The 21,679-nt window shown below is 76.4% G+C and carries 20 protein-coding genes; 6 read left to right on the top strand and 14 right to left on the bottom strand.

The features are described 5' to 3' along the window. Positions 1–275: 275 nt before the first annotated feature. On the top strand, positions 276–1,517 hold the full coding sequence (locus tag ACOQFB_RS02100; RefSeq protein ID WP_421610742.1) for a cation:proton antiporter: 1,242 nt from the start codon (positions 276–278) through the stop codon (positions 1,515–1,517). Between the two features lie 132 nt (positions 1,518–1,649). After that, positions 1,650–2,024 (top strand): putative signal transducing protein, encoded by a 375-nt coding sequence (locus tag ACOQFB_RS02105; protein WP_059438091.1) that lies wholly within the window; start codon positions 1,650–1,652, stop codon positions 2,022–2,024. An 18-nt stretch (positions 2,025–2,042) separates the two neighbouring features. Here the strand turns inward: ACOQFB_RS02105 and ACOQFB_RS02110 are convergent, their stop codons facing one another. Further along, a complete protein-coding gene (locus ACOQFB_RS02110; RefSeq protein ID WP_011422714.1) occupies positions 2,043–2,348 on the bottom strand; it encodes a hypothetical protein in 306 nt (101 codons plus the stop codon). Between the two features lie 118 nt (positions 2,349–2,466). After that, complete coding sequence (locus tag ACOQFB_RS02115) at positions 2,467–5,307, bottom strand: aconitate hydratase (RefSeq protein WP_421610743.1); 2,841 nt, start codon at positions 5,305–5,307, stop codon at positions 2,467–2,469. A gap of 100 nt (positions 5,308–5,407) precedes the next feature. Between ACOQFB_RS02115 and ACOQFB_RS02120 the strand changes: the two genes are divergently transcribed. Together ACOQFB_RS02120 and ACOQFB_RS02125 are read left to right on the top strand one after the other, a co-directional pair. Then, the gene (locus ACOQFB_RS02120; RefSeq protein WP_421610744.1) at positions 5,408–6,883 is read left to right on the top strand and encodes a nicotinate phosphoribosyltransferase; all 1,476 of its coding nucleotides are present in this window, start codon (positions 5,408–5,410) and stop codon (positions 6,881–6,883) included. Between the two features lie 12 nt (positions 6,884–6,895). Then, positions 6,896–7,375: a GNAT family N-acetyltransferase gene (locus ACOQFB_RS02125; RefSeq protein ID WP_494492437.1), complete on the top strand. Its 480-nt coding sequence runs from the start codon at positions 6,896–6,898 to the stop codon at positions 7,373–7,375. Here the strand turns inward: ACOQFB_RS02125 and ACOQFB_RS02130 are convergent. Continuing rightward, entirely contained in the window at positions 7,372–7,872 is a 501-nt protein-coding gene (locus ACOQFB_RS02130; RefSeq protein ID WP_059438087.1) for a GNAT family N-acetyltransferase, read from the bottom strand. The two genes, ACOQFB_RS02125 and ACOQFB_RS02130, sit on opposite strands and share 4 nt — an antisense overlap. A gap of 102 nt (positions 7,873–7,974) precedes the next feature. Here ACOQFB_RS02130 and ACOQFB_RS02135 point away from each other — a divergent pair, with 102 nt between their 5' ends. Both ACOQFB_RS02135 and ACOQFB_RS02140 read left to right on the top strand, forming a co-directional pair. Continuing rightward, a complete protein-coding gene (locus ACOQFB_RS02135; RefSeq protein WP_059438086.1) occupies positions 7,975–8,613 on the top strand; it encodes a class I SAM-dependent methyltransferase in 639 nt (212 codons plus the stop codon). Between the two features lie 40 nt (positions 8,614–8,653). Then, positions 8,654–8,986 carry a PspC domain-containing protein gene (locus tag ACOQFB_RS02140; RefSeq protein WP_059438085.1) on the top strand — a complete coding sequence of 111 codons (333 nt, stop codon included), beginning with the start codon at positions 8,654–8,656 and terminating at the stop codon, positions 8,984–8,986. A 12-nt stretch (positions 8,987–8,998) separates the two neighbouring features. Here the strand turns inward: ACOQFB_RS02140 and ACOQFB_RS02145 are convergent, their stop codons facing one another. The 11 genes from ACOQFB_RS02145 to ACOQFB_RS02195 all read right to left on the bottom strand — a co-directional run bounded on the left by ACOQFB_RS02145 (position 8,999) and on the right by ACOQFB_RS02195 (position 21,547). Beyond that, positions 8,999–9,769, bottom strand: a complete 771-nt coding sequence (locus ACOQFB_RS02145) for an NADH-quinone oxidoreductase subunit B family protein (RefSeq protein ID WP_059438084.1) — start codon at positions 9,767–9,769, stop codon at positions 8,999–9,001. Continuing rightward, positions 9,766–11,331, bottom strand: coding sequence for a hydrogenase large subunit (locus ACOQFB_RS02150; protein WP_421610746.1), 1,566 nt, complete (start codon positions 11,329–11,331; stop codon positions 9,766–9,768). Before ACOQFB_RS02150 ends, ACOQFB_RS02145 begins: the two co-directional genes overlap by 4 nt. Beyond that, positions 11,331–12,761 carry a proton-conducting transporter transmembrane domain-containing protein gene (locus tag ACOQFB_RS02155; RefSeq protein WP_421610747.1) on the bottom strand — a complete coding sequence of 477 codons (1,431 nt, stop codon included), beginning with the start codon at positions 12,759–12,761 and terminating at the stop codon, positions 11,331–11,333. The genes ACOQFB_RS02150 and ACOQFB_RS02155 overlap by 1 nt, the downstream gene beginning before the upstream one ends. Before the next feature lie 6 nt (positions 12,762–12,767). After that, positions 12,768–13,415: a hydrogenase gene (locus tag ACOQFB_RS02160; RefSeq protein WP_059438081.1), complete on the bottom strand. Its 648-nt coding sequence runs from the start codon at positions 13,413–13,415 to the stop codon at positions 12,768–12,770. Positions 13,416–13,419: 4 nt separating this feature from the next. Further along, positions 13,420–14,328: a respiratory chain complex I subunit 1 family protein gene (locus tag ACOQFB_RS02165; RefSeq protein ID WP_059438094.1), complete on the bottom strand. Its 909-nt coding sequence runs from the start codon at positions 14,326–14,328 to the stop codon at positions 13,420–13,422. Between the two features lie 8 nt (positions 14,329–14,336). Beyond that, positions 14,337–16,301 (bottom strand): proton-conducting transporter transmembrane domain-containing protein, encoded by a 1,965-nt coding sequence (locus tag ACOQFB_RS02170; protein WP_421610748.1) that lies wholly within the window; start codon positions 16,299–16,301, stop codon positions 14,337–14,339. Then, entirely contained in the window at positions 16,298–18,298 is a 2,001-nt protein-coding gene (locus ACOQFB_RS02175) for a proton-conducting transporter transmembrane domain-containing protein (protein WP_421610749.1), read from the bottom strand. The genes ACOQFB_RS02170 and ACOQFB_RS02175 overlap by 4 nt, the downstream gene beginning before the upstream one ends. Continuing rightward, positions 18,295–18,990 (bottom strand): PTS sugar transporter subunit IIA, encoded by a 696-nt coding sequence (locus ACOQFB_RS02180; protein WP_059439448.1) that lies wholly within the window; start codon positions 18,988–18,990, stop codon positions 18,295–18,297. The genes ACOQFB_RS02175 and ACOQFB_RS02180 overlap by 4 nt, the downstream gene beginning before the upstream one ends. Before the next feature lie 16 nt (positions 18,991–19,006). Beyond that, positions 19,007–19,393: a hypothetical protein gene (locus ACOQFB_RS02185; RefSeq protein ID WP_011422700.1), complete on the bottom strand. Its 387-nt coding sequence runs from the start codon at positions 19,391–19,393 to the stop codon at positions 19,007–19,009. 109 nt (positions 19,394–19,502) lie between these two features. Beyond that, positions 19,503–20,978: a sigma-54-dependent transcriptional regulator gene (locus tag ACOQFB_RS02190; RefSeq protein ID WP_059439447.1), complete on the bottom strand. Its 1,476-nt coding sequence runs from the start codon at positions 20,976–20,978 to the stop codon at positions 19,503–19,505. Positions 20,979–21,064: 86 nt separating this feature from the next. After that, positions 21,065–21,547, bottom strand: coding sequence for a hypothetical protein (locus ACOQFB_RS02195; RefSeq protein WP_494492605.1), 483 nt, complete (start codon positions 21,545–21,547; stop codon positions 21,065–21,067). Positions 21,548–21,679 lie beyond the last annotated feature (132 nt).

Genomic DNA, 21,679 nt, shown 5'->3' on the forward strand with positions numbered 1-21,679 from the left:
TCGCGCCAGGCCGATCACGGCCACGGGCGCGGGGAAGGGACGGCGAGCGGACCCTAGCCGGCCCCTCTGACACGGGCGGACCGGGGCGGTCCCCGAGGGCCTCGGCGGCCGCCGGGCCGCCGGCGCCTGGCGGGGTGGAATGGTCTGCCCGATGCACCTCGCCCGCGGCGGACCGCGGTGGCGGGCCATTCCGGCCGGCCACCGCCGCCGATCCGGGCAGCCCGCCGCCGCCGCTGCCCGGACCGCCGGCACCCGGCGCCCTGGAGGCTCTCACCGTGATCGCGCACCTGCTCGTCGCCCTCGCCGTCCTGCTCACCGCCGCGAAGCTCGGCGGCGTCCTCGCGGCCCGCCTCGGCCAGCCGCCGGTCCTCGGCGAGCTCCTCGCGGGCGTCGCCCTGGGGGCGCTCCCGTCCGCCGGCGTCCACGGCCTGGAGGGGCTGGCGCACGACCCGGTCCTGGAGGCGCTCGCGGAGCTGGGCGTCGTCCTGCTGCTGTTCGAGGTCGGGCTCTCCACGCGGCTCGCGAGCCTGGTGAAGGTCGGCGCCTCCGCGTTCCTGGTGGCGTGCATCGGCGTGGTGGTGCCGATGGCGCTCGGCTACGGCGTGGGCGCGTGGCTCCTGCCGGAGGCGGGCCCGCTCGCGCACCTGTTCCTCGGGGCGGCGCTCTCCGCCACCAGCGTCGGCATCACCGCCCGCGTGCTGCGCGACATGGGCCGCATCGGCTCGCCGGCCGGGCAGATCATCCTCGGCGCCGCGGTGATCGACGACGTGCTCGGGCTCCTGGTGCTCGCCGTGATGGTGGGCCTGGCGGGCGGCGGGGGCGGCTCCGGGACGCTCGCCGCGCTGGCGGGGGTCGGCGCGAAGGCGGTGGGCTTCCTCGGCGCCGCGCTGGTGGCCGGGCGCTGGGCGGCGCCGCGCCTGTTCGCGGTGGCGGCGCGGCTCCGCGGACAGGGCGTGCTGTTCACGCTGGCGCTGGTGGTGTGCTTCGGGCTGTCCTGGGCGGCGTCGGCGGTGGAGCTCGCGCCGATCGTGGGCGCGTTCGCGGCGGGGCTGGTGCTGGAGGGCGTGCCGTTCGCCGAGCTGAGCGGCGGCGAGGAGCGGCTCGAGGAGCGCCTCACCCCGCTGGCCGCGGTGCTCGTGCCGCTGTTCTTCGTGCGCATGGGGCTGGCGGTCGATCTCGGCGCGCTGGGCACCGGCTCGCTCGCGCTCGCGGGCGCGCTGTCGGCGGCGGCGATCGCCGGCAAGCAGGCGTGCGCGCTCGCGGTGGTGACGCCGGGGGTGGACCGGCTCGCGGTGGGGCTGGGGATGATCCCGCGCGGCGAGGTGGGGCTCATCTTCGCGAACATCGGCATGTCGCTCGCCGCCGGCGGGCGGCCGCTGCTCGGGCCGGGCGCGTTCGCGGCCATCGTGGCCATGGTGCTCGTCACGACGCTCGTCACGCCGCCGCTGCTCCGCTGGCGGATGGGGACGGCGCCCGCGGCGGCCGCGCGGCCCGGACCCACGGTCCGCGCCGCGTGACGTTGGGTCCGTGCCCCGGCGTCCGGCCTCGCCCGTTGGCGGGCGACCGAACGTGCAGCTCGCACGAACAGGCGAGCCCGCATTGGACCGGCGCGCGAGAGTTTGGCAGCATCGTGGGGCCTGGGGGGCAGCGTGGAGCTGGGGTCGCAGCGCGAGGGGAGCGCGCAGCACTCGTCGGAGTACCGGACGGTCGCCGTCTACTGGACGCGCGCCGAGGCGGAGCTCGCCCGCGGCATGCTCGAGGCGGACGGCATCCCCGCCGCGTTCCGCGACGGCGCCGACGCGGCGCTGCTGCCGGGCACCCGCGCGCTGCGCCTCATGGTGCCCGCCATGGACCTCGACCGCTCGCGCGAGCTGCTGGCGACGCCGGAGCCGCCGCTGCACGCGGCCGAGCCGCCCGCGCCGGCGGTGCCGGCGCGCGACGGCTGGGGCGTGACCTGGCTGGTGGTGTGGATCGCGGCGTTCGGGCTCGCCGGCGTGTTCGCGCTCGCGCGCGTCCTGCGCTGAGCCGGCGGGCGGCCGCGCTCAGCGGTGGAGCGCCGCGTACGCGACCACCTGCACCGTGCCCACCAGCGCGACCACGGTCGCGGCGGAGATGGCCGGCTTGGCGGTGGCGCGGAACCAGGCGACGAGCCCGGGGAGCGCGAGCGCGAGCCCGAGCACCAGCCCGAGCGGCAGCTGCACGACGCGGAGCTGCAGCGCGCCCAGGGCCATCAGCACCTCGAGGCCGCTCGCCACGAGCGCGATGGTGGCGAGCACGCGGCCGCCGGTCGCGAAGAGCAGGGCGGAACCGGCGAGGGCGACGAACGCGAGCAGGGTGTGGAGCGGCATGGCCGGCGTTCTTACGCCCGCCGCGCGGCGCGGGCAAGGAAGCGGCCGGCCCCGGACGGCACGCCCACACCCGCGCACCGCCGGTGCGGCGGCGCGCGGGCGGCGCGGTCGGACGCCGTCAGGCGCGCTGCACGAGCTGCCGGAGCACGTACTGCATGATGCCGCCGTGCCGGTAGTACTCGACCTCGATGGGCGTGTCGATCCGCACCGTGACCGGGACCTCCTCGCGCGCACCGCCGGCGCGGTGGATGACGAGGCGGGCCGCCTGCCGCGGCGCGAGCCCCTCGGAGATGCCGAGCAGGTCGAAGGTCTCGCTGCCTTCGAGCTTCAGCGTCGCCGCCGACACGCCCTCCGGCAGCTGCACCGGGAGCACGCCCATGCCCACCAGGTTGGAGCGGTGGATGCGCTCGAAGCTCCGCGCCGCCACGAAGCGGATGCCGAGGAGCATCGGCCCCTTCGCCGCCCAGTCGCGCGAGCTGCCGGTGCCGTACTCCTGGCCGGCCACCACGCACAGCGAAACGCCCTCGCGCGCGTACTGCACGGCGGCGTCGTGGATGGGCTGCTGCGCCCCGTCGGGCTGGTGGCGCGTCACCCCGCCCTCCACGCCGGGCACCATCAGGTTCTTCACCCGCACGTTCGCGAACGTGCCGCGCACCATGACGTGGTCGTTGCCGCGGCGCGCGCCGTAGCTGTTGAAGTCGGCCACCGACACGCCCAGCGACTGGAGGTACTTGCCCGCCGGCGAGGACGGCTTGATCGAGCCGGCCGGGCTGATGTGGTCGGTGGTGACCGAGTCGCCGAAGATCGCGAGCGGCCGCGCGCCGGCGATCTCGCGGATGGTGCCCGCCGACAGGCCGAAGCCCTCGAAGTAGGGCGGCTGCTGGATGTAGGTGGACTCCGGGTTCCACTCGTACAGCTTGCCGCCGCGCACCGGCAGCGCGTTCCAGCGGTCGTTCTGCGAGAACCCGGCGTAGTTCTGCCGGTACTGCTCCGGATCCGCCGCCGCGCCGCGGAGCGCCTCCACCTCCTCGAGGGTGGGCCACACGTCGCGCAGGTACACCGGCTTCCCGTCCTTGCCGGTGCCGAGCGGCTCCTGCTCGAGGTCGATGTCCACCGTGCCGGCGATGGCGAACGCCACCACCAGCGGCGGGCTCATCAGGAAGTTGGCCTTGATGGACTGGTGCACCCGGGCCTCGAAGTTCCGGTTGCCCGACAGCACCGCCGCGCCCACCAGGTCGCGCTCGGTGAGCAGCTTCTCGATGCGCCCGTCGAGCGGCCCGGAGTTGCCGATGCAGGTGGTGCAGCCGTAGCCGACGACGTTGAAGCCGAGCGCGTCGAGGTCCTTCTGCAGCCCGGTGCGCTCGAGGTACCGCGAGACCACGCGCGACCCGGGGCCGAACGAGGTCTTCACGGTGGGCTTCACCGCGAGCCCCTTCGCCACCGCCTTGCGGGCGAGCAGGCCGGCCGCGAGCATGACGCTCGGGTTGGAGGTGTTGGTGCAGGAGGTGATGGCGGCGATGAGCACGTCGCCGTGCCCGACCTCCACGTCGCCGTCGGCGAGGCGCGGCACCAGCCCCACCGGATCCGGCGTGGGGCGGTTGTTCATCATCTCCGTCTCGCTGAGCGTGCTGGTGTTCTTCCGCCGGCCGTCCGGCGCGCTGTCCGGGTCCTGCAGGCCGCCGCCGGGGCGCGTCTGGCCGCTCGGCGCCGACGGCAGGCGGTGGCGCTGGCCCAGCTCGGCGGCCGGCTTGCCGTAGCCGGTGGCGTCCGCGCGCGAGAACAGCTCGCGGAAGGTCTGCTTCAGCGCGGGCAGCTCGATGCGGTCCTGCGGGCGCTTCGGCCCGGCCACCGCCGGGCGCACGCTGCCCAGGTCGAGCTCGATCACCTCCGAGTAGTCCACCTCGCCGGGGCGCGGGATGCGCAGCATGCCCTGCGCCGCGTAGTAGGCGCGGAACGTGTCCACGACCTCCTTCGGCCGGCCGGTCTGCTCGAGGTAGCGGAGCGACTGCTCGTCGGGCGGGAAGAAGCCCATGGTGGCGCCGTACTCCGGCGCCATGTTCGACAGCGTGGCGCGCTCCGGCACCGGCAGCGTCTCGGCGCCGGCGCCGAAGAACTCGACGAACTTGCCGACCACCCGGGCCTTGCGGAGCACCTCGGTGACGCGCAGCACGAGGTCGGTGGCGGTGACGCCCTCGCGGAGCGCGCCCGTCAGGTGCACGCCCACGACGTCGGGGGTGAGGAAGTACGTCGGCTGCCCGAGCATGGCCGCCTCGGCCTCGATGCCGCCCACGCCCCAGGCCACGATGCCGAGGCCGTTCACCATCGGCGTGTGCGAGTCGGTGCCGACCAGCGTGTCCGGGTAGTACACCCCGTCCTTCTCCAGCACGCCCTTCGCCAGGAACTCGAGGTTGACCTGGTGGCAGATGCCCATGCCGGGCGGGACGATGCGCAGCCGCTCGAACGCCTGCGTGCCCCACTTCAGGAACTCGTAGCGCGCCACGTTCCGGTCGAACTCGAGGTCCATGTTCCAGCGGAGCGCCTCGGGCGACGCGAACGCGTCCACCTGCACCGAGTGGTCCACCACCAGGTCCACCGGGACGATGGGCTCGACGATCATCGGGTCCTTGCCGAGCTTCGCGACCGCCGCGCGCATGGCGGCGAGATCCACGAGGAGCGGCACCCCGGTGAAGTCCTGCAGCAGCACCCGGCCGACGACGAACGGGACCTCGCGGGTGCGCTCCGCCCGCGGCTTCCACTGCGCGAGCGCGCGCACGTCCTCCTCGGTGACGCGCTGCCCGTCCGCGTTGCGGGCGAGCGACTCGAGCACGACGCGCAGCGAGACGGGGAGCCGCGAGATGGGGCCGAACCCCTTGCGCTCCAGCGCGGGCAGCGAGACGAGCTTGCCGGTCCGGCCGGGGCCGAGATCGAAGGGGGTGACGACGCCGAGGAAATCGTTCATGGGTGCGAGGCCTCCGGTGGCAGGCTACTTATTGCCGCGCCGCGCCGAAGCAAGCAAAGAGGTTCCGGCCTGCACCCGGGGTGGCGCGTCAGGAGACCGCATGCCCGTCCCGTCCCAGCTCTACCGCCCCTCGCTCGCGCTCCTCACCGACTACTACGAGCTGACCATGGCCTACGCGGCCTGGAAGAGCGGCGCGGCGGCGAAGCAGGCCTCGTTCACGCTCTCGTTCCGGTCGAACCCGTTCCACGGTGGGTTCACGGTGGCGGCTGGGCTCGAGCACGCCATGGACCTGGTGGCCCACCTGCGCTTCTCCGACGAGGACCTCGCCTGGCTGGCGACGCAGGCCGGCGCCGACGGCGCGCCGCTGTTCGAGGCCGGCTTCCTCGACGCGCTCCGCGCGCTCGAGGTGGACGTGGACGTGGACGCGGTGCCGGAGGGGACGGTGGTGTTCCCCACCGAGCCGCTGGTGCGCGTCACCGGGCCGGTGATCCCGTGCATGCTGCTCGAGACGCCGCTGCTCGCGGTGGTGAACTTCCAGACGCTCGTCGCCACCAAGGCCGCGCGGGTGTGCCTCGCGGCCGGCGGGGACCCGGTGCTCGAGTTCGGGCTGCGGCGCGCGCAGGGCATCGACGGCGGGCTGGCCGCGAGCCGCGCCGCGTACGTGGGCGGCTGCGCCGCCACCTCGAACACGCTGGCCGCGCGGCTCTACGGGATCCCGGGGAAGGGGACCCACGCGCACTCCTGGGTGATGCTGCACGCGGGCGAGCGCGAGGCGTTCCTGGAGTACGCGAAGGCGATGCCGGCGAACTGCGTGTTCCTGGTGGACACCTACGGCAGCCTCGACGGCATCCGGAACGCGGTCGAGGTGGGGCGCTGGCTGCGGGAGCGCGGGCACGAGCTGCTCGGCGTGCGCCTCGACTCCGGCGACCTCGCCTGGCTGTCGATCCAGGCGCGGCGCATGCTCGACGAGGCGGGCTTCCCGCGCGCGGCGGTGTACGCGTCCAACGAGCTCGACGAGATCATCATCCAGAGCCTGAAGGACCAGGGCGCGCGCATCGGGGTGTGGGGCGTCGGCACGCGGCTCGTCACCGGCCAGGACGACGGCGCGCTGGGCGGGGTGTACAAGCTCGGCGCGGTCCGCGCGTCGGCGGACGCGCGCTGGGAGCCCCGGGTGAAGGTCTCGGAGCAGGCGGCCAAGACCACCATCCCCGGCCTCCTGCAGGTGCGCCGGTTCTCCGGCCCGCAGGGCTTCCTCGCCGACGTGGTCTACGACGAGCTCACCGGCCTGCCGGCGTCGCCGGTGATGGTGGACCCGCTCGACCCGACGCGCCGCCGCCAGCTCGCGGAGGGCACGCCGGCCGAGGACCTGCTCGTCCCGGTGTTCCGCGGCGGGCGGCAGGTCTACGCGCCGCCGCCGCTCGACGCGGTGCGGGCGCGCACGCAGGCGCAGCTCGCCCGGTTCCACGCCGGCGTGAAGCGGTTCGTGAACCCGCACCAGTTCCCGGTGGGGCTGGAGCGCGGCCTCCACGACCTGCGCACCGAGCTGGTGCTGGCGGCGCGCGGCGCGCCGGCGTAGGAGGGAGGGCGCATGGCACCCCCGGCCCTCACCATCCGCCCCGCCGCGTTCCCCGCCGACCTCGAGGCCGTCCGCGCGCTGTTCCGCGAGTACGAGCAGGGGGTGGACGCGGCGGTGTGCTTCCAGGGCTTCGAGCAGGAGCTCGCCGCGCTCGCGGAGCGCTACGCGCCGGACGGGTGCGTGCTGCTCGCGCTCGACGGGGACGTGCCGGTCGGCTGCGCGGCGCTGCGCCGCCTCGACGCGACCACCGCCGAGGCGCGGCGGCTCTGGCTGCGCCCGTCCGCCCGCGGCCGCGGGGCGGGCGGCGCGCTGGTGCTGCGGCTCGGCGAGGCCGCCCGGGCCGCGGGGTACCGCGCCGTCCGGCTCGAGACGCTGCCCGACAGGATGGAGACCGCGCTCGCCCTCTACCGCCGGCTCGGGTTCCGCGAGATCGCCCCGTACCCCGCGCACCCGGTGGCGGGCGCGGTCTACATGGAGCTCGCGCTCCGCTAGCCGCCGTCCCCGCCGGCGCGCAGCGGCTTCGTCATCCGGATCGCGTCCCAGCGCTCGCCGGTGCTGCGGGGGAAGGCCCGGCGGAGCACGGCCGTCTGCGCGAAGCCGTGCTTCGCGTACAGCGCGCGGGCGGCGGTGTTGTGCGGGAAGACGTGCAGCACCAGCTCCCGCGCGCCGGCGGCGCGCGCCCAGCCCACCGCGGCCCGCACCAGCGCGTCCCCCACGCCCTGGCGGCGGCTGCCGGAGGCGACGAGCATGCCGAGCTGCGGCAGCGTCCGGCCCACCAGCATCGCCAACCCGGCCGGCGGCGCGCCCGCCCCGGCCTCGGCCAGGAGCAGCGTCCCCTCGCCGGTCCCGAGCAGCGCCTCCCAGCCGCGGCGCACCTCGCGGCGGTCCACCGGCGGCTCGGTCGCGAGCCAGCGGCGCTCGGCGCACACCGCCGCGAACAGGTCGAGGCAGGCGTCCAGGTCCGCGGGCTCGAGCCGCCGCACGCGCATGTCTCCAGGGTAGGCGACGGCCGCCGGTTGCGCGACACCCGGTCCGGCCCGCCCGCCGCCGTGCGCGCTCGCGGCCAGCCGTTTCGGGGTAGGGTAGCGCCGATGCGCGCTCCGAACCCGTGGACCGTGGTCCCCGCCGCCGACCACGCGCGATACCTGGGCCCGGAGGGCCTGGACCTCCGCTCGACGCTCGACGCCCTCTTCCAGGAGGCCTACCTCTCGGCCCAGCCGGACCGGCTGCTGGTGGTGGGCTGCGCCACCGGCGACGGCCTGGAGCACGTGGACCCGTCGGTCACCGCGCGCGTGGTGGGCCTCGACGTCAACCTCCAGTACCTCGCCATCGCGCGGCAGCGGTTCTTCCACCTCGGGCCGCGCCTCGAGCTGTACTGCGCCGACGCGGAGGCCTGGCGCGCGCCGCCCGGCACGTTCGACCTCGTCCACGCCGCGCTGGTGCTGGAGTACCTGCACCCGGAGCCGCTGGTGCGGCGCATCGCCGGCTGGCTCGCCGACGGCGGCACCTGCTCGATCGTCCTGCGCCTGCCGGGCGGCGAGGCGCCCGAGCCCCCCTCCCAGGCGCTGCGCCTCATCGAGCGCGCCGCCCGTCCGGTGGTGCCCGAGGAGCTGGTGCGCCTGTTCGAGCACTACGGGCTGCCGCTCCGGCGGCAGCGCGTGGTCCAGGCGCCCGGCGGCGCGAGCCTCTGGGCCGGCGCCTTCGGGCGCGCCGAGGCCCGCGCGAAATAACCGGCCGGGGCGTGCGTAAGGTCGCGGAGGAGGCCGAACGATGCTCTGCCCGTACTGCCGCACCGAGAACGCGCCCGGCGCGACCCGCTGCGCCGCCTGCACGAGCTGGATGGTGGGCCGCCCGCCGTTCCGCGAGTGGACCCGCGCCCGCGAGGGCAGGATGATCGCGGGCGTCGCGCGCGGGCTCGCCAACCGCTTCGGCGTGCCGTGCGCCGCGATCCGCCTCGCGTTCCTGCTCTCCGTCGTGCTGGGCGGCTGGGGGATCGTGGTCTACGTGGCGCTCTGGATCGCCATGCCCGAGGAGCCGCTCCTGCTCCCGCCGCACGCGCCGCGCGAGGACGCGCGGCCCGCGCCGAGCGGCTGGGGCGCCTGACGCGGGCGCCGGCTACTTCAGGCGCCCGAGCAGCCGCAGGATCCCGTCCAGGAACGTGATCGGGTGCGGCGGGCAGCCGGGGACGTAGAGGTCCACCGGGATCCCGTCGAGCGCGGCCGCGGCGCCGCCGCAGGTCACCGGGCTGCCCGCGAACGGCCCGCCGGAGATGGCGCAGGCCCCGACCGCGATCACGATGCGCGGCGCGGGCACCGCCTCCCAGGTCTGCCGCAGCGCGAGCCGCATGTTCTCGGTCACCGGCCCGGTGACCACGATCCCGTCCGCGTGGCGCGGCGAGGCCACGAACTGCACGCCGAAGCGGCCCACGTCGAACTGGATGTTGCCGGACGCGTTCAGCTCCGCCTCGCAGCCGCTGCAGCCGCCGGCCGAGACCTGCCGGAGCTTGAGGGAGCGGCCCAGCACCCGCCGGAGCTCCTGGTCGAGCGCCTCGGCGAGCACCGGCGCGTCGCGCGACACCACCAGCGCCTCGCGCGAGCGGGCCGCGAGGCGGTGGTCGCCGGTGAAGCGCAGCGCGCCCGGCGGGCACGCGGCCGCGCAGTCGCCGCAGAACGTGCAGCGGCCCAGGTCCACCCGCATCGCCGCGGTGCCGGGATCGAGGATGGCGTCGGTGGGGCACGCCTCGACGCAGGCGGCGCAGCCGGCCTCGCAGCGCGACGGGTCCACCACCGGCCGGCCCCGGAACCGCGCCGGGAAGCGCGGCGGGCCGTCGGGGAAGGCGACGGTCTGGTTCCCGTAGCCGAGCCGGAACTTCAGGATGTCGATCACAGGTCGTGCCCCGCGTAGGAGAGGTTGAAGCTCTTGTTGCAGAGCGGGAAGTCGGAGATCTGGCCGTCGCGGAGCGCCATGGCGAGCCCGAACCAGTTGTGGAAGGACGGGTCCTTCACCTTGTAGGCGCCGAGCCGCCCCTGCGCGTCGGTGACCGCGACGTGGGCGATCTCCCCGCGCCAGCCCTCCACCATCGAGACCACCAGCGCGCCGGGCGCCAGCGGCCCGGGCGCCGCGCGCGACGGGCCGCCGGGCAGCCGCTCCAGCTGGTCGAGCACGAACTCGACGCTCCGCTCGGACTCGAGCAGCCGCATGAGCGCGCGGGCCAGCACGTCGCCGTTCTCGGCGGTGGTGACCGCCACGTGGGAGAAGCGGTAGATGCCGAACGCGTGGTCGCGGCGGACGTCGCGGTCCACGCCGCTCGCGCGCGCGGCCGGCCCGACCATCCCGAGCTCCTGCGCCAGCGCGGTGGGGACGGTGCCGGTGCCCTCGAACCGGGCGCGCACCGAGGGCGACTCGAACATGAGCGACGCCGCGCGCCGGGTCTTCTCCCAGGCCGCGCGGACGCGGGCCGCCAGCGCGCGCGCCGCCTCCGCGTCGAGGTCGTGCTTCACGCCGCCCGGGCAGACCAGGCTGCGCCCGAAGCGGTTGCCGCAGATCTCCGCCACCGCGTTCAGGTACTCGGCGCGGAGCGCGCCGCAGTACGAGGCCGTGGGCAGGAAGCCCACGTCGCCGGCCAGCGCGCCCAGGTCGCCCACGTGGTTCGCGACCCGCTCCAGCTCGAGCCCGATCCCGCGCAGCGACATGGCGCGCGCGGTCGGCGCCATCCCGGAGAGCGACTCGATCGCCTTCGCGTAGGCGAGCCCGTGGCCCACCGCGGTGTCGCCGGCGATCGACTCGGCGAGCGCCATGGAGCGCCGGTCCGGCCCGCCGCGCAGGAGCCGCTCCACCCCGCGGTGCTGGTACCCGAGCACGATCTCGAGGTGGAACACGCGCTCGCCGTGGCACTGGAAGCGGAAGTGGCCCGGCTCGATGATGCCCGCGTGCACCGGCCCCACCGCGACCTCGTGCACCTCCTCGCCCTCGACGCGGAAGAACGGGTACTCGCCGGGGAGGGTGGCGCGCGGGTCCGCGCGGCCGAACGGATCCGGCGCCTCGCGCCGGGGCGGCTCGAAGCGGAGCGGCTTCAGCCAGGGGTGGCCCTCGGGGCGCAGCCCCCACTGCTCCGCCAGCTCGCGCTCGAACGCCTGCGCCGCCGGCAGCTCGGCCGCGATCGACGGGAACGCGTCCGCGGCGCGGGTGGCGAGCAGCGCCAGGCGGCCCTCCGGGTCGTCCGCCAGCACCGCGGTGACGAGCACGCCGCCGTCGCCGTCCTCGCGCCCGAACAGCGCGGCGAGGCGCCCGCCGCCGCGGTGCGCGGCGAGCACGATCTCCTTGAAGCGGGCCGGCTCGTGCACCGGCACCGCGCGCGCGTCCACCGGCTCGCCGTTCCAGGTCTCGAGGACGTCGCTGGCGCGGGGCGCGGGCCCCTGTCCCGCGCTCGCGGTCGTGGTCCGGGCCATCACCAGCCTCCCCCGACGAGCGCCGCCGCGGCGCCGAACAGGTCCTTCAGCCCCGCCGGCAGGAACACGCCCAGCGCCAGCACCACCAGCATGAGCGCGAGCGGCGGCCCGGCGGTCAGCCAGCTGTCGCCGGTGCCGGGCACGCGCGGCGCGTCGGACGGGTCGCCCTGCACCACGTCGAGCACCGTCGCGGCCATGCCCACGAAGATCACCGCCAGGAACGCGAGGAACAGCCCGCCCACCCAGTAGCGCCCGGCGCCGAACGCGCCGTTCACGATGGCGAACTCGCTGAAGAACGGCCCGAACGGCGGCGAGCCGGTGATGGCGAGGAAGCCGGCCAGGAACAGCGGCCCGGAGAGCGGCAGCCGCCGCCCGGCGCCGTGCACCTCGTCGGTGGACTTCGAGCCGAAGGCGCGGTGGATGTTGCCGGCCGACAGGAACAGCACGCCCTTGGTCAGGCCGTTGTTCATGGTGTGGAAGAACGCGCCGGCGGTGGCGGCGCCGCCCAGCGACACGCCGATGGCGAGGATGCCCATGTGCTCGACGCTGGAGTACGCGAGCATGCGCTTGAAGTCGCGCTGGCCCACCACGAACACCGCCGCGAGGCCGATGGAGAGCAGCCCGAGCGCCATGAGCGCGTCGCGCGCGAACGCGCCCTCGCCCGCGGCGAGGGTCACCTGGAACACGCGCACCACCGAGACGAACGCGAAGTTGGTGAGCCCGCCGGCGAGCAGCGCCCCGAGGATGCCCGGCGCCTCGCCGTACGCGTCGGGCTTCCAGGAGTGCAGCGGCGCGAGGCCCATCTTCGTGCCGTAGCCCACCAGCAGGAACACGAACGCCGCCCGCACCCAGGGGCGCGACAGCGCGCCGCCCGCCGCGAGCAGGTCCTCGACCAGCAGCGACTTCGGGCCGCCCGGGCCCGCCCCGGCGAGCGCCAGGAAGAACGTGCCGAGCAGGGCCAGCGCGATGCCGAGCGAGCCGATGAGCAGGTACTTCCAGGCGGCCTCGAGCGAGCGGGCGTTCTGGTTGAAGTAGATGAGCGGCGCGGTCGAGAGCGTGCTCGCCTCCATGGCCACCCAGGTCAGGCCGAGGTGGTGCGAGAGCGCCACCGTGGTCATGGCCGAGAGCAGCACCAGCAGGCCGCCCACGAACACGCGGTTGTCGCGGTCGGCGCGGCGGGCGAGGTAGCCCTGCGCGTACACCGCCGAGGCGAGGAACAGCGCGGTGGCGGTGAGCAGCGTGACGCGCGCGAGCGGGTCGAAGGCGAGCCAGGCGCCCTCGCGGGCGGGCGGCGGGGCGGCGAGCAGCGCCAGGACGCCGGCGGCGTGGGCCAGCGCGCCGGCGAGGAGCACCAGCGGCCGGCGCCGGGCGGAGGGCATCGCGAGCGCGACCAGCGCGAGCGCGAGCGGGGCGGCGATGAGGAGCACCATGCGCGGTCAGTCCTTCAGCGCCGAGAGCTTCTCGGTGTCGAGCGAGGCGAACTCGCGGTTGATGTGGAACATGACGATGCCCATGACGAACACGGCCGCGAAGAGGTCGAGCAGCACGCCCGCCTCCACCATCACCGGCATGATCCCGGTGAGCAGCAGGCCGAAGACGTAGACGCCGTTCTCCAGCACCAGGAAGCCCAGCACCTGGTTGACGGCCTTCCGGCGCGAGACCACCAGCAGCATCCCGGACCACACCGTGGAGAGGGCGGTGGGCACGAGGTACGGGTGCGCCTCGCCGCCCGGGAGCGGCAGGCGGCTCGAGAACGCGAACGCGAGCGCCACCCCGATGCCGCCCAGCACCATCGACGGGACGAAGCCGACGATGGGCTCCATCTCGCGGCGGATGGAGGCCTCGCGGATGGCGCGGAACATGAGCCAGGGGATGAGCGCGCCCTTGATGGCGAGCGCCCCGGCCGCGAGCAGCAGCACGTGCCCGACCTGGTGGCCGCCCTCCAGCAGCAGCAGCGGCAGGGCGGCGAGCAGCGCGCCCTGCGTGGCGACCGCGCGGATGGCGGCGCCGAGCCGGCTCGAGGCGAGCAGGAAGAAGTCGATGACGACGACGAGGATGAAGACGAGGTCGGTGAGGGAGGTCACGGGGTCACCGGAGCAGGAGGACCAGCGCGAAGGCGGACAGCACCGAGGCGCCCACCAGGAGCTGCGGCACGCGCACGATGCGGAGCCGGGCCATCACCGACTCGACCACGCCCACCGCCACCGCGAACGCGAGCACGCCCAGGAGGAACAGCGCCTCCGAGGCGAGCGCGCCGGCGCCGTGGCCGAGCACCAGGCGGGAGAGCAGGGCGCCGAACAGGAACAGCTTCATGGCCGCGCCGTAGAGGATGAGCGCCAGGTCGGGCCCGCCGTGGTCGAGCACCATCACCTCGTGGATCATGGTGAGCTCGAGGTGCGTGTTGGGGTCGTCCACCGGGATGCGCGAGCACTCGGCCAGCGCCACCACGAACAGGCCGATGGCGGCGAGCAGCAGGCCCGGCGCGGCCGACGACCAGGCGGCGTCGAGGTCCGGGCCGAGCATGCCGGAGAGCGAGAGCGAGCCGGTGGCGCGCGCCAGCACCAGCAGGCAGAGGAACAGCGCCGGCTCGGCCAGGCTCGCGAACGTCACCTCGCGCGCGGCGCCCATGCCCTCGAACGACGAGCCGGTGTCGAGCGCGGCCAGCGCGGTGAAGAACCGGCCCAGGCCGAGCAGGTAGGCGAACAGGACGAAGTCGCCGGCGAACGCGATGGGCGCCGGGGCGCCGCCCATGGAGAGGAGCAGGCCGGCGGAGGCGGTGGCCGCGAGGCCGATCACCGGGCCGGCGCGGAACACCCAGGTGGTGGTCCGGCTGTAGACCGCGCCCTTGCGCAGCAGCTTGGCGAGGTCGAGGTACGGCTGGAGCAGCGGCGGGCCGCGGCGGCCGCCGAAGATCGACTTCACGCGGTTGATCACGCCGAGCAGCAGCGGCGGGAGGACGAGCAGCGCGACCACGTGCAGGGCGGTGCGCAGGACCATGGGCGCGTTCACCACGCGAACCCCCAGGCGAGGACGGCGAGGAGCGTCAGGAGCACGAGCAGCATCTGGAAGTGGATCCGGCGGAGGTAGAGGAGGCGCGCGCGCTCGGCGAGCCAGCCGTACGCGCGCGCCGCCGGGAGGAGGGCGAGGTCGAGGACGGTGTCCGGGACCGCGGTGGCGAACGGCGCCGCCGCGGGGAAGGGCCCCTCCAGCCGCGGCTCGGTGCGCCGCGGGAAGATGGCCCAGGTGAAGCGCGCCAGCAGCAGCGCGGCGAGCGACGAGCCGGTGTACTGCATGCGCGCGGTCGGCGCGGCGAAGCCGCAGCCCCAGGTCGGCTGGGCGGGCGCGGTCCGGCCGGCGAGGCGGCGGCGCCGCCACGCGGCCACGGCCAGCGCGGCCACGAGCAGCACCGCGGCCACCGCGCTCACCCGCGCGGCGCCGGCGGCCGCGCGCGCGGCCGGGGCGGCGAGCAGGGCCGGGTCCACCCGGGCCCAGGCGGCGGCGGCGCGGGCGAGCGGCGCGGTGGTCGCGGCCGGGAACAGGCCGATGGCGGCGCAGGCGGCGGCGAGGAGCGCCATGGGCGCGAGCATGGCCGCGGGCGGCTCGTGCGCGCCGTGCGCGTGCTGGCTGCGCGGGCTGCCCAGGAACACCACCCCGACCACCTTCGCGAAGCAGGCCGCGGCGAGGCCGCCCACCAGCGCCAGCGCCGGCGCGCCCAGCGTCACGTAGGCGAGCAGGTCGCCCCCGGGCTGGCGCAGGCCGTCGAGGAACCCGAGGTAGACGAGCCACTCGGAGGCGAAGCCGTTCAGCGGCGGGAGCCCGCTGATGGCCGCGGCGCCCACCACGAACAGCAGCGCGGTCCGCGGCATGGCGCGGGCGAGGCCGCCCAGGTGGTCGAGCTCGCGGGTGCCGGTGGCGTGGTGCACCGCGCCGGCGCCCAGGAACAGGAGCGACTTGAACAGCGCGTGGTTGACGACGTGCAGGCCGGCGCCGCCCAGCCCGAGGACCACCAGCGCCGGGATCCCGCGGGCGCGCCCGAGCACCGCGAGGCCGAGCCCGAGCGCGATGATCCCCACGTTCTCCACGGTGTGGTAGGCGAGCAGCCGCTTCAGGTCGTGCTGCGCGAGCGCGAACGCGACGCCGAGCACCGCCGACACGCCACCCAGCGCGAGGAGCGCCACGCCCCAGGACTCGGGCGGCGCGTCCACCAGCCCGGTCACCCGCATCAGCCCGTAGATGCCGGTCTTCACCACCACCCCGGACATGAGCGCGGACACGTGGCTGGGCGCGGCCGCGTGCGCCGGCGGCAGCCAGAAGTGGAGCGGGACGAGCCCGGCCTTCATGCCGAAGCCGGCCACCGCGAGCGCGAGCACCCCCGCGGCGGCCGGGCCGGAGAGCCGGAGCCCCTCCATCGCCGCGAGCTCGAAGCTGCCCGCCTCGCGGCGCAGGAGCGCGAACAGCGCGAACAGCGCCAGGGTGCCGGCGTGCGTGGCGGCGAGGTACAGGAACGCGCCGCGGCGGACCGAGAGATCCTCGTCCTCGGTCTGCACCATGAAGAAGTTGGCGAGCGCCATCACCTCCCAGCCGACCAGGAAGCCGATGGCGTCGGCGGCGCACACGAGCAGCGCCATCCCGGCGACCGCGAGGCCGTAGAAGATCTGGAGCCGCACGGCGCGCGCCCCGCGCTCCGCCTGCGGGAAGTAGCGCAGCCCGTACACCGAGCCCGCCGCGCCGATCCCCAGGATCGGCACGAGGAACAGGCCCGAGAGCGCGTCCACCCGCAGCGCGCCGCCCGCCGCCGCCGCGCCCCCCGCCAGCGCCGCCGCCGCCGCCGCGAGGCCCAGCGCCGCGCCGGCGCAGAGCACGGCGGTCGCGAGCGCCTGGGCGCGCGCGGGGCGGAGCCCCGGCGTCGCGGCGGCGAGGCCGCTCGCGGCGGTGAGGGCGACGGCGCCGAGGGCGAGGGCGGAGGTCACGGACCGTACCGGAGGAGGAGCAGCGCCGAGAGCCCGAGCAGCGCCGCGACGGTGTAGAGGAGCTGGAGGTTGAGGCGGGCCTGCTGGAAGCCGCGCAGCCGGCTGAACCAGCCGCCCACCCGCCGGAACGCCGGCTCGAAGACGCGGGTGCGCGCCGGGTCGTCGCCCTCGAGCGCGAGCGAGGCGCCCGCCGGGAACGCGCCCTCGGGCGGCCGCAGGCGCGCGCGCGGCCGGAGCGGGCGCGGCACCGCCGCCGCCAGCGCGAGCTGCGCGTAGGAGGCGGCGGTGTACTGGACGCGCGGGCTCGCGGCGGAGAAGCCGCAGCCCCAGGTCGAGGACTCGGCCACCGGGCGCCCCGCCCGCAGCCGCCGCGCCGCCACCGCGAGGCCGACCCCGAGCGCCACCAGCACCAGGACGCCCGCGCGCAGCGGGCCGGCGAGCGCGCCGGTGGCGGGCGCGAGCGCGGCGAGCACCTCGCCCTCGCTGGTGCCGAGCACCTGCGCCGCGGCGGGCGCGAGCAGCGCGGCGGCCTGCGCCGGGAACAGCGCCAGCGCCACGTTCCCGGCCCCGAGCACCGCGAGCGGCGCGAGCATGAGCGGCCCGGCCTCGTGGGCGTGCGCCGCCTGGTCGCTGCGCGGCTCGCCGAGGAGCGCGGTGCCGAGCAGCCGGGTGAAGACCACCGCCGCGAGCGCGCCCACCAGCGCGAGCGCGGCGAGCGCGAGCCACGCCGCCAGCGCCAGCCCGCCCGGCGCGCCGCGCCCGCCCTGCAGCAGGCCCAGGTACACGAGCCACTCCGAGACGAATCCGTTCAGCGGCGGCAGGCCGCACAGCGCCACCGCGGCGAGCACCAGCAGGCCGCCGGTGACGGGCAGCCGCCGGAGCAGCCCGCCCATCCGCTCCAGGTCGCGCGTGCCCGCCCCGTGCACCAGCGCGCCGGCGCCCAGGAACGCGAGCCCCTTCATGAGCGCGTGGTTCCAGACGTGGAGCAGCGCGGCGGTGACGCCGAGCGCCGCCACCAGCGGCACGTGGTACGCGGCGCCGACGAGCCCCAGGCCCGCGGCGAGCGCGACGATCCCGACGTTCTCGACGGTGGAGTAGGCGAGCACGCGCTTCAGGTCGCGCTGGCCGAGCGCGAGCCCCAGCGCCGCGAGCGCGCCCACCAGGCCCACCCCGGCGAGCAGCAGCCCGGCCCAGGCCGGCGCGGGCGGCAGGAACGTGAGCACCCGCAGGATCCCGTACACGCCCATCTTCACGAGCACGCCGGACATGAGCGCGGAGACGTGGCTCGGCGCGGCCGGGTGCGCCTCGGGCAGCCACACGTGCAGCGGCACCAGGCCGGCCTTGGTGCCGAAGCCCACCAGCGCGAACAGGAACAGGAGCGCCGCCGGCGCGCCGCCGGCCCGGAGCGCGGCGAAGGCCTCGAAGCGGAGCGACCCGGCCTCGCGCCCGAGCACGAGGAAGAGCGCGAACAGGAACGCGGCGCCGAGGTGCGAGGCGACGAGGTAGGTGCGCGCCGCGCGGCGCACCGAGGCGTCCTCGTGCTCGTGGGCGACGAGCAGGAACGACGCGGCGGTCATGCCCTCCCACGCCACCAGGAACAGCACCGCCTGCCGGGCCGCGACCACGAGCGCCATGCTCGCCAGGGTGAGCGCGAAGAACAGCGCGAACGGGCCCATGGAGCGGCGATCGGCCTGGGGGCGCAGGTAGCCGGCGCCGAACACCGAGGCGGCGAGGCCCAGCGCGAACACCGCGGTCGCGAACGCGGCCGAGAGCGGGTCGAGGCCGAGCGCGAGCGCGCCGGAGGGCACCGGCCACGGCAGGTCGAGCGCGGCGGGCGGGGCGCGCAGGGCGGCGAGCGAGGCGGCGAGGCCGAGCGCGCAGCCCAGCGCGGCGCCGGCGCTCCCCACCGCGAGCGCGAGGCGCGGGCGCGCCGACGCGGCCAGCGCGGCGAGCCCGCCGGCGACCAGCACCGCGAGGGCGGCGACGTAGAGCGTCATGGCTTCCTCGCCGCCGCGCGCTTCTCGGCGATGGCGGCCTCGACGCGCTCGATCTCGGGGACGAGCGCGTCCACCCCGGCGCGCGCGTCGAGCGCCGAGAGCACGCCCGGGTCGCGGAGCGCCGTGGCGACCAGCGCGAGCAGGTGCAGGTGCGCGCGGGTGGAGGGGCTCACCAGCAGCACCAGCGTGTGCACCGGCTTCCCGTCCAGCGCCTCGAAGTCCACCGGGCGGTCGAGGTAGCTGATGGCCACCGCCGGCGTGGCCACGTGCAGGACGATGGGGTTCCGCGCGTGCGGGATGGCGATGCCGTTCCCCACGCCGGTGGAGCCGAGCGCCTCGCGGGCGAGGAGCATCCGGTGCACCAGGTCGCGGTCGGCCTCGCGCGGCAGCGCGAGCCGGTCCACCAGGTCGCGCAGCGTGGCCGCCTTGTCGGCGCCCGCCAGGCCCTGGTGCACGCCGCCGGCGCGGATCGCCTCCGCCAGGCTGGGCAGCGCCGGCTGCTCCAGCTCCGCGAGCAGGTCGGGCGAGATCTCCAGCCCGCGCGAGGAGGCGAACTCGAGCAGGTCGATCTTGTTGAGGCGGTACTGCTCGTTGACCCGGGAGGCGGCGAGCTCGCCGCTCCTCAGCCACCGCTGCAGGGTGGCCTCGGGGACGCCGAGGAGGCGGGCCGCGTCGCGTTCGGTGAGCTGCATTCCGTTCCGGTTCCTTTCAGCCCAGGCGCTTCATGCCGAGGACCACGTCGATCGACCGCGACAGCACGCCGGCGAGCAGCGGCAGGCGGAGCACCGCCACGCCGCGCTCGCCCCAGCCGGCCGGCTCGGGCGGCTGCCGCGGGCGCACCGCCAGCACCGGCGTGCCCGGGCGGGCGCGCTCCAGGTGCGACAGCACCGACTCCACCGCCGCGACCGGGACCTCGGGGCAGGTCACCACCAGCGCCACCGGCATCTCGTCGATGGTGCGGTTCGCGGCCGCCGCGGTGGCGACGCGCAGCAGGCACAGGTCCTCGCGGCGGGCGAGGTCGGCGAACAGGTCCTCGCTCGCCGGGGTGGGGTGGGCGAGGAGGAGGACGGACGGTGGCGGCGGGGCGGTCTGCATCGCGTCGTCCCACCCGAGAGCAGGAACCGCGCCACCGCGTCATTTCATCCGGAACGCCGGGAATCCGGGCGCTTGGCGCCCGGGCGGGCCTCGGCCGGCGCCGGCCGGATCATGCCGATCCGGCATCCTCGGGGTCCACGCCCCAGGCCGCGAGCCTGGTGTAGAGCGTGCGCAGCCCGATGCCGAGCGCGCGCGCCGTCCGGGCGCGCGTGCCGTGGCGGCGGAGCGCCGCGAGCACGATCCGGCGCTCCGCCTCGGCGAGCGTGCCGTCGAGCGACACCTCGACGACGGCGCCGCCGGTCGCTCCCGGCGCGAGCGCCATCGCGGCGCCGGGCGTCGCGGCGGCCGCCGGAGCGCCCGCGGCCCTCCGCGGCCCGGGGGCGCGGCGCCGGGGCGCGGCGACCTCGCCGGCGGGGCGGCCGGCCAGCTCCAGGTCCTCGAGCTTCACCACCTCGCCGGTGGCGAGCACGCAGGCGCCCTCGACCGCGTTGCGCAGCTCGCGCACGTTGCCCGGCCAGTCCTGCTCCACGAGGCGCTGGATGGCCGCCGGCGCGATCCCGGCGATCTGCCCGCCGCTCCGCCGGTTGAAGTCGGCGATGAACGCGTGGACGAGCGCCGGGATGTCCTCGCGCCGCTCGCGCAGCGGCGGGACCACGAGCGTCACCACCTTGAGCCGGTAGTACAGGTCGTGGCGGAAGCGCCCGGCGGCGATGGCCTGCTCGAGGTCGCGGTTGGTGGCGGCGACGATGGAGAGGTCCACCTTCACCTTGCCGGTGCCGCCCACGCGCCGGAACTCGTTCCGCTCCAGCACGCGCAGCAGCTTCGCCTGCGTGGAGAGGTCCATCTCGGCGATCTCGTCGAGGAAGAACGTCCCGCCGTCGGCGAGCTCGAACAGCCCGCGCTTGCGCTCGTTCGCGCCGGTGAACGCGCCGCGCTCGTGCCCGAACAGCTCGTTCTCGAGGATGTCGCGGCCGAGCGTGGCGCAGTTCACCGGGACGAACAGGTGCTGCCGGCGCGGCCCGCGGTCGTGCAGCGCGTGGGCGACGATCTCCTTGCCGGTGCCGCTCTCGCCGAGCAGCAGGACGTTGCTCTTGTAGCGCGAGATCTTCTCGATGGCGGCGTGGAGCCGGCGCACCGCCGGCGAGGAGCCGTCGAGGCCGAGCAGCCGGCCCGGCGCCGCCGCGCGCGCCGCCCCGGGGCGCTCCAGCGCGCGCGCCAGCCGCCGGAGCAGCTCGCCGGCGGGGAACGGCGGCGGCAGGTAGTCGTCGGCGCCGAGCTGCATGGCGTCCACCGCCTCCTGGACCGTGCCGCTGCGCCCGAGCACCGTCACCGGCGCGCCGCCCAGCCGCTGCCCGGCCGCGGCCGCCAGGGTGGAGACCGCGGCGCTCCCCAGCGCCTGCTCGACGTAGACCGCCGCGAACCCGCCGCCCTCCAGCGCGGCGAGCGCGTCGTGCTCGCCCTCGACCACCGCGGGGGCGAAGCCCGCCCGCGAGAGCGCCGCCGCGACGTCCGGGGCGCCGCCCGCCGAGACCACCAGACAGGATCTTCCCGCGCCGAACGGCTCGGCCGCGTCGCTCGCGCCCATGGGGCCTCCTGCCGCCCTTCTACTGCCGATTCGGCACGTGGTGCAAGAACGGCAGCCGGCTCCCCGCCTGCGGGGCCGGGCGGCGCTCAGCGCCCGTCGTCGCGGAAGACCAGGATCTCCTCGCGGCCGAGGCGCAGCACCATGCCCGGGCCCAGCCCCTCGGTGCCCGCCACGCCCGGCCCGCCCAGCGTCTCGCCCGGCCCGGCCAGCGCCAGCACCCGCTCGACGCGGTCGGCCGCCTCGCCGAGCGCGACGAGCTCGGTGCCGTCGTGCACCGGCAGCGTCCCGGTCAGCAGCGGGCCCCGGTCCACCGCGGCGCGCACGTCGAGCGCCACGCCGAACGCGCGCACCGCGGCGCGGGCGGTGCGGGCGGCGCGGAGCGCGTGCAGGGGATCCTTCGGGCCCGGCGCCGGCATGCCGAACACCGCCAGCACGCCCGAGGCGGCCAGTCGGGCCGTGACGGCGCCCTCGTTCGTGGCGGCGCGCGCGGCGGCGTCGAGCGCGGCGCGGACCGCGAGCGCGTCGGCGGGGCGCCCGCGGCCGGTGGCCTGGATGGACAGGCGCAGCACGGTGAGCGGGCGCGCGGTGAGCGCGTTCGGGTCGGCGCCGCCGCTGCGGAGCGCCGAGAGCGCCGGCTCCGCGTCGCCGCGAAGGGTGGCGCGCGGCTCGGCGCGCGGGCGCGGCTCGGTGGGCGACTCGAC

Origin of the sequence: Anaeromyxobacter sp. Red801 (assembly GCF_049201065.2) — a bacterium.
Classification (GTDB): Bacteria; Myxococcota; Myxococcia; order Myxococcales; family Anaeromyxobacteraceae; genus Anaeromyxobacter.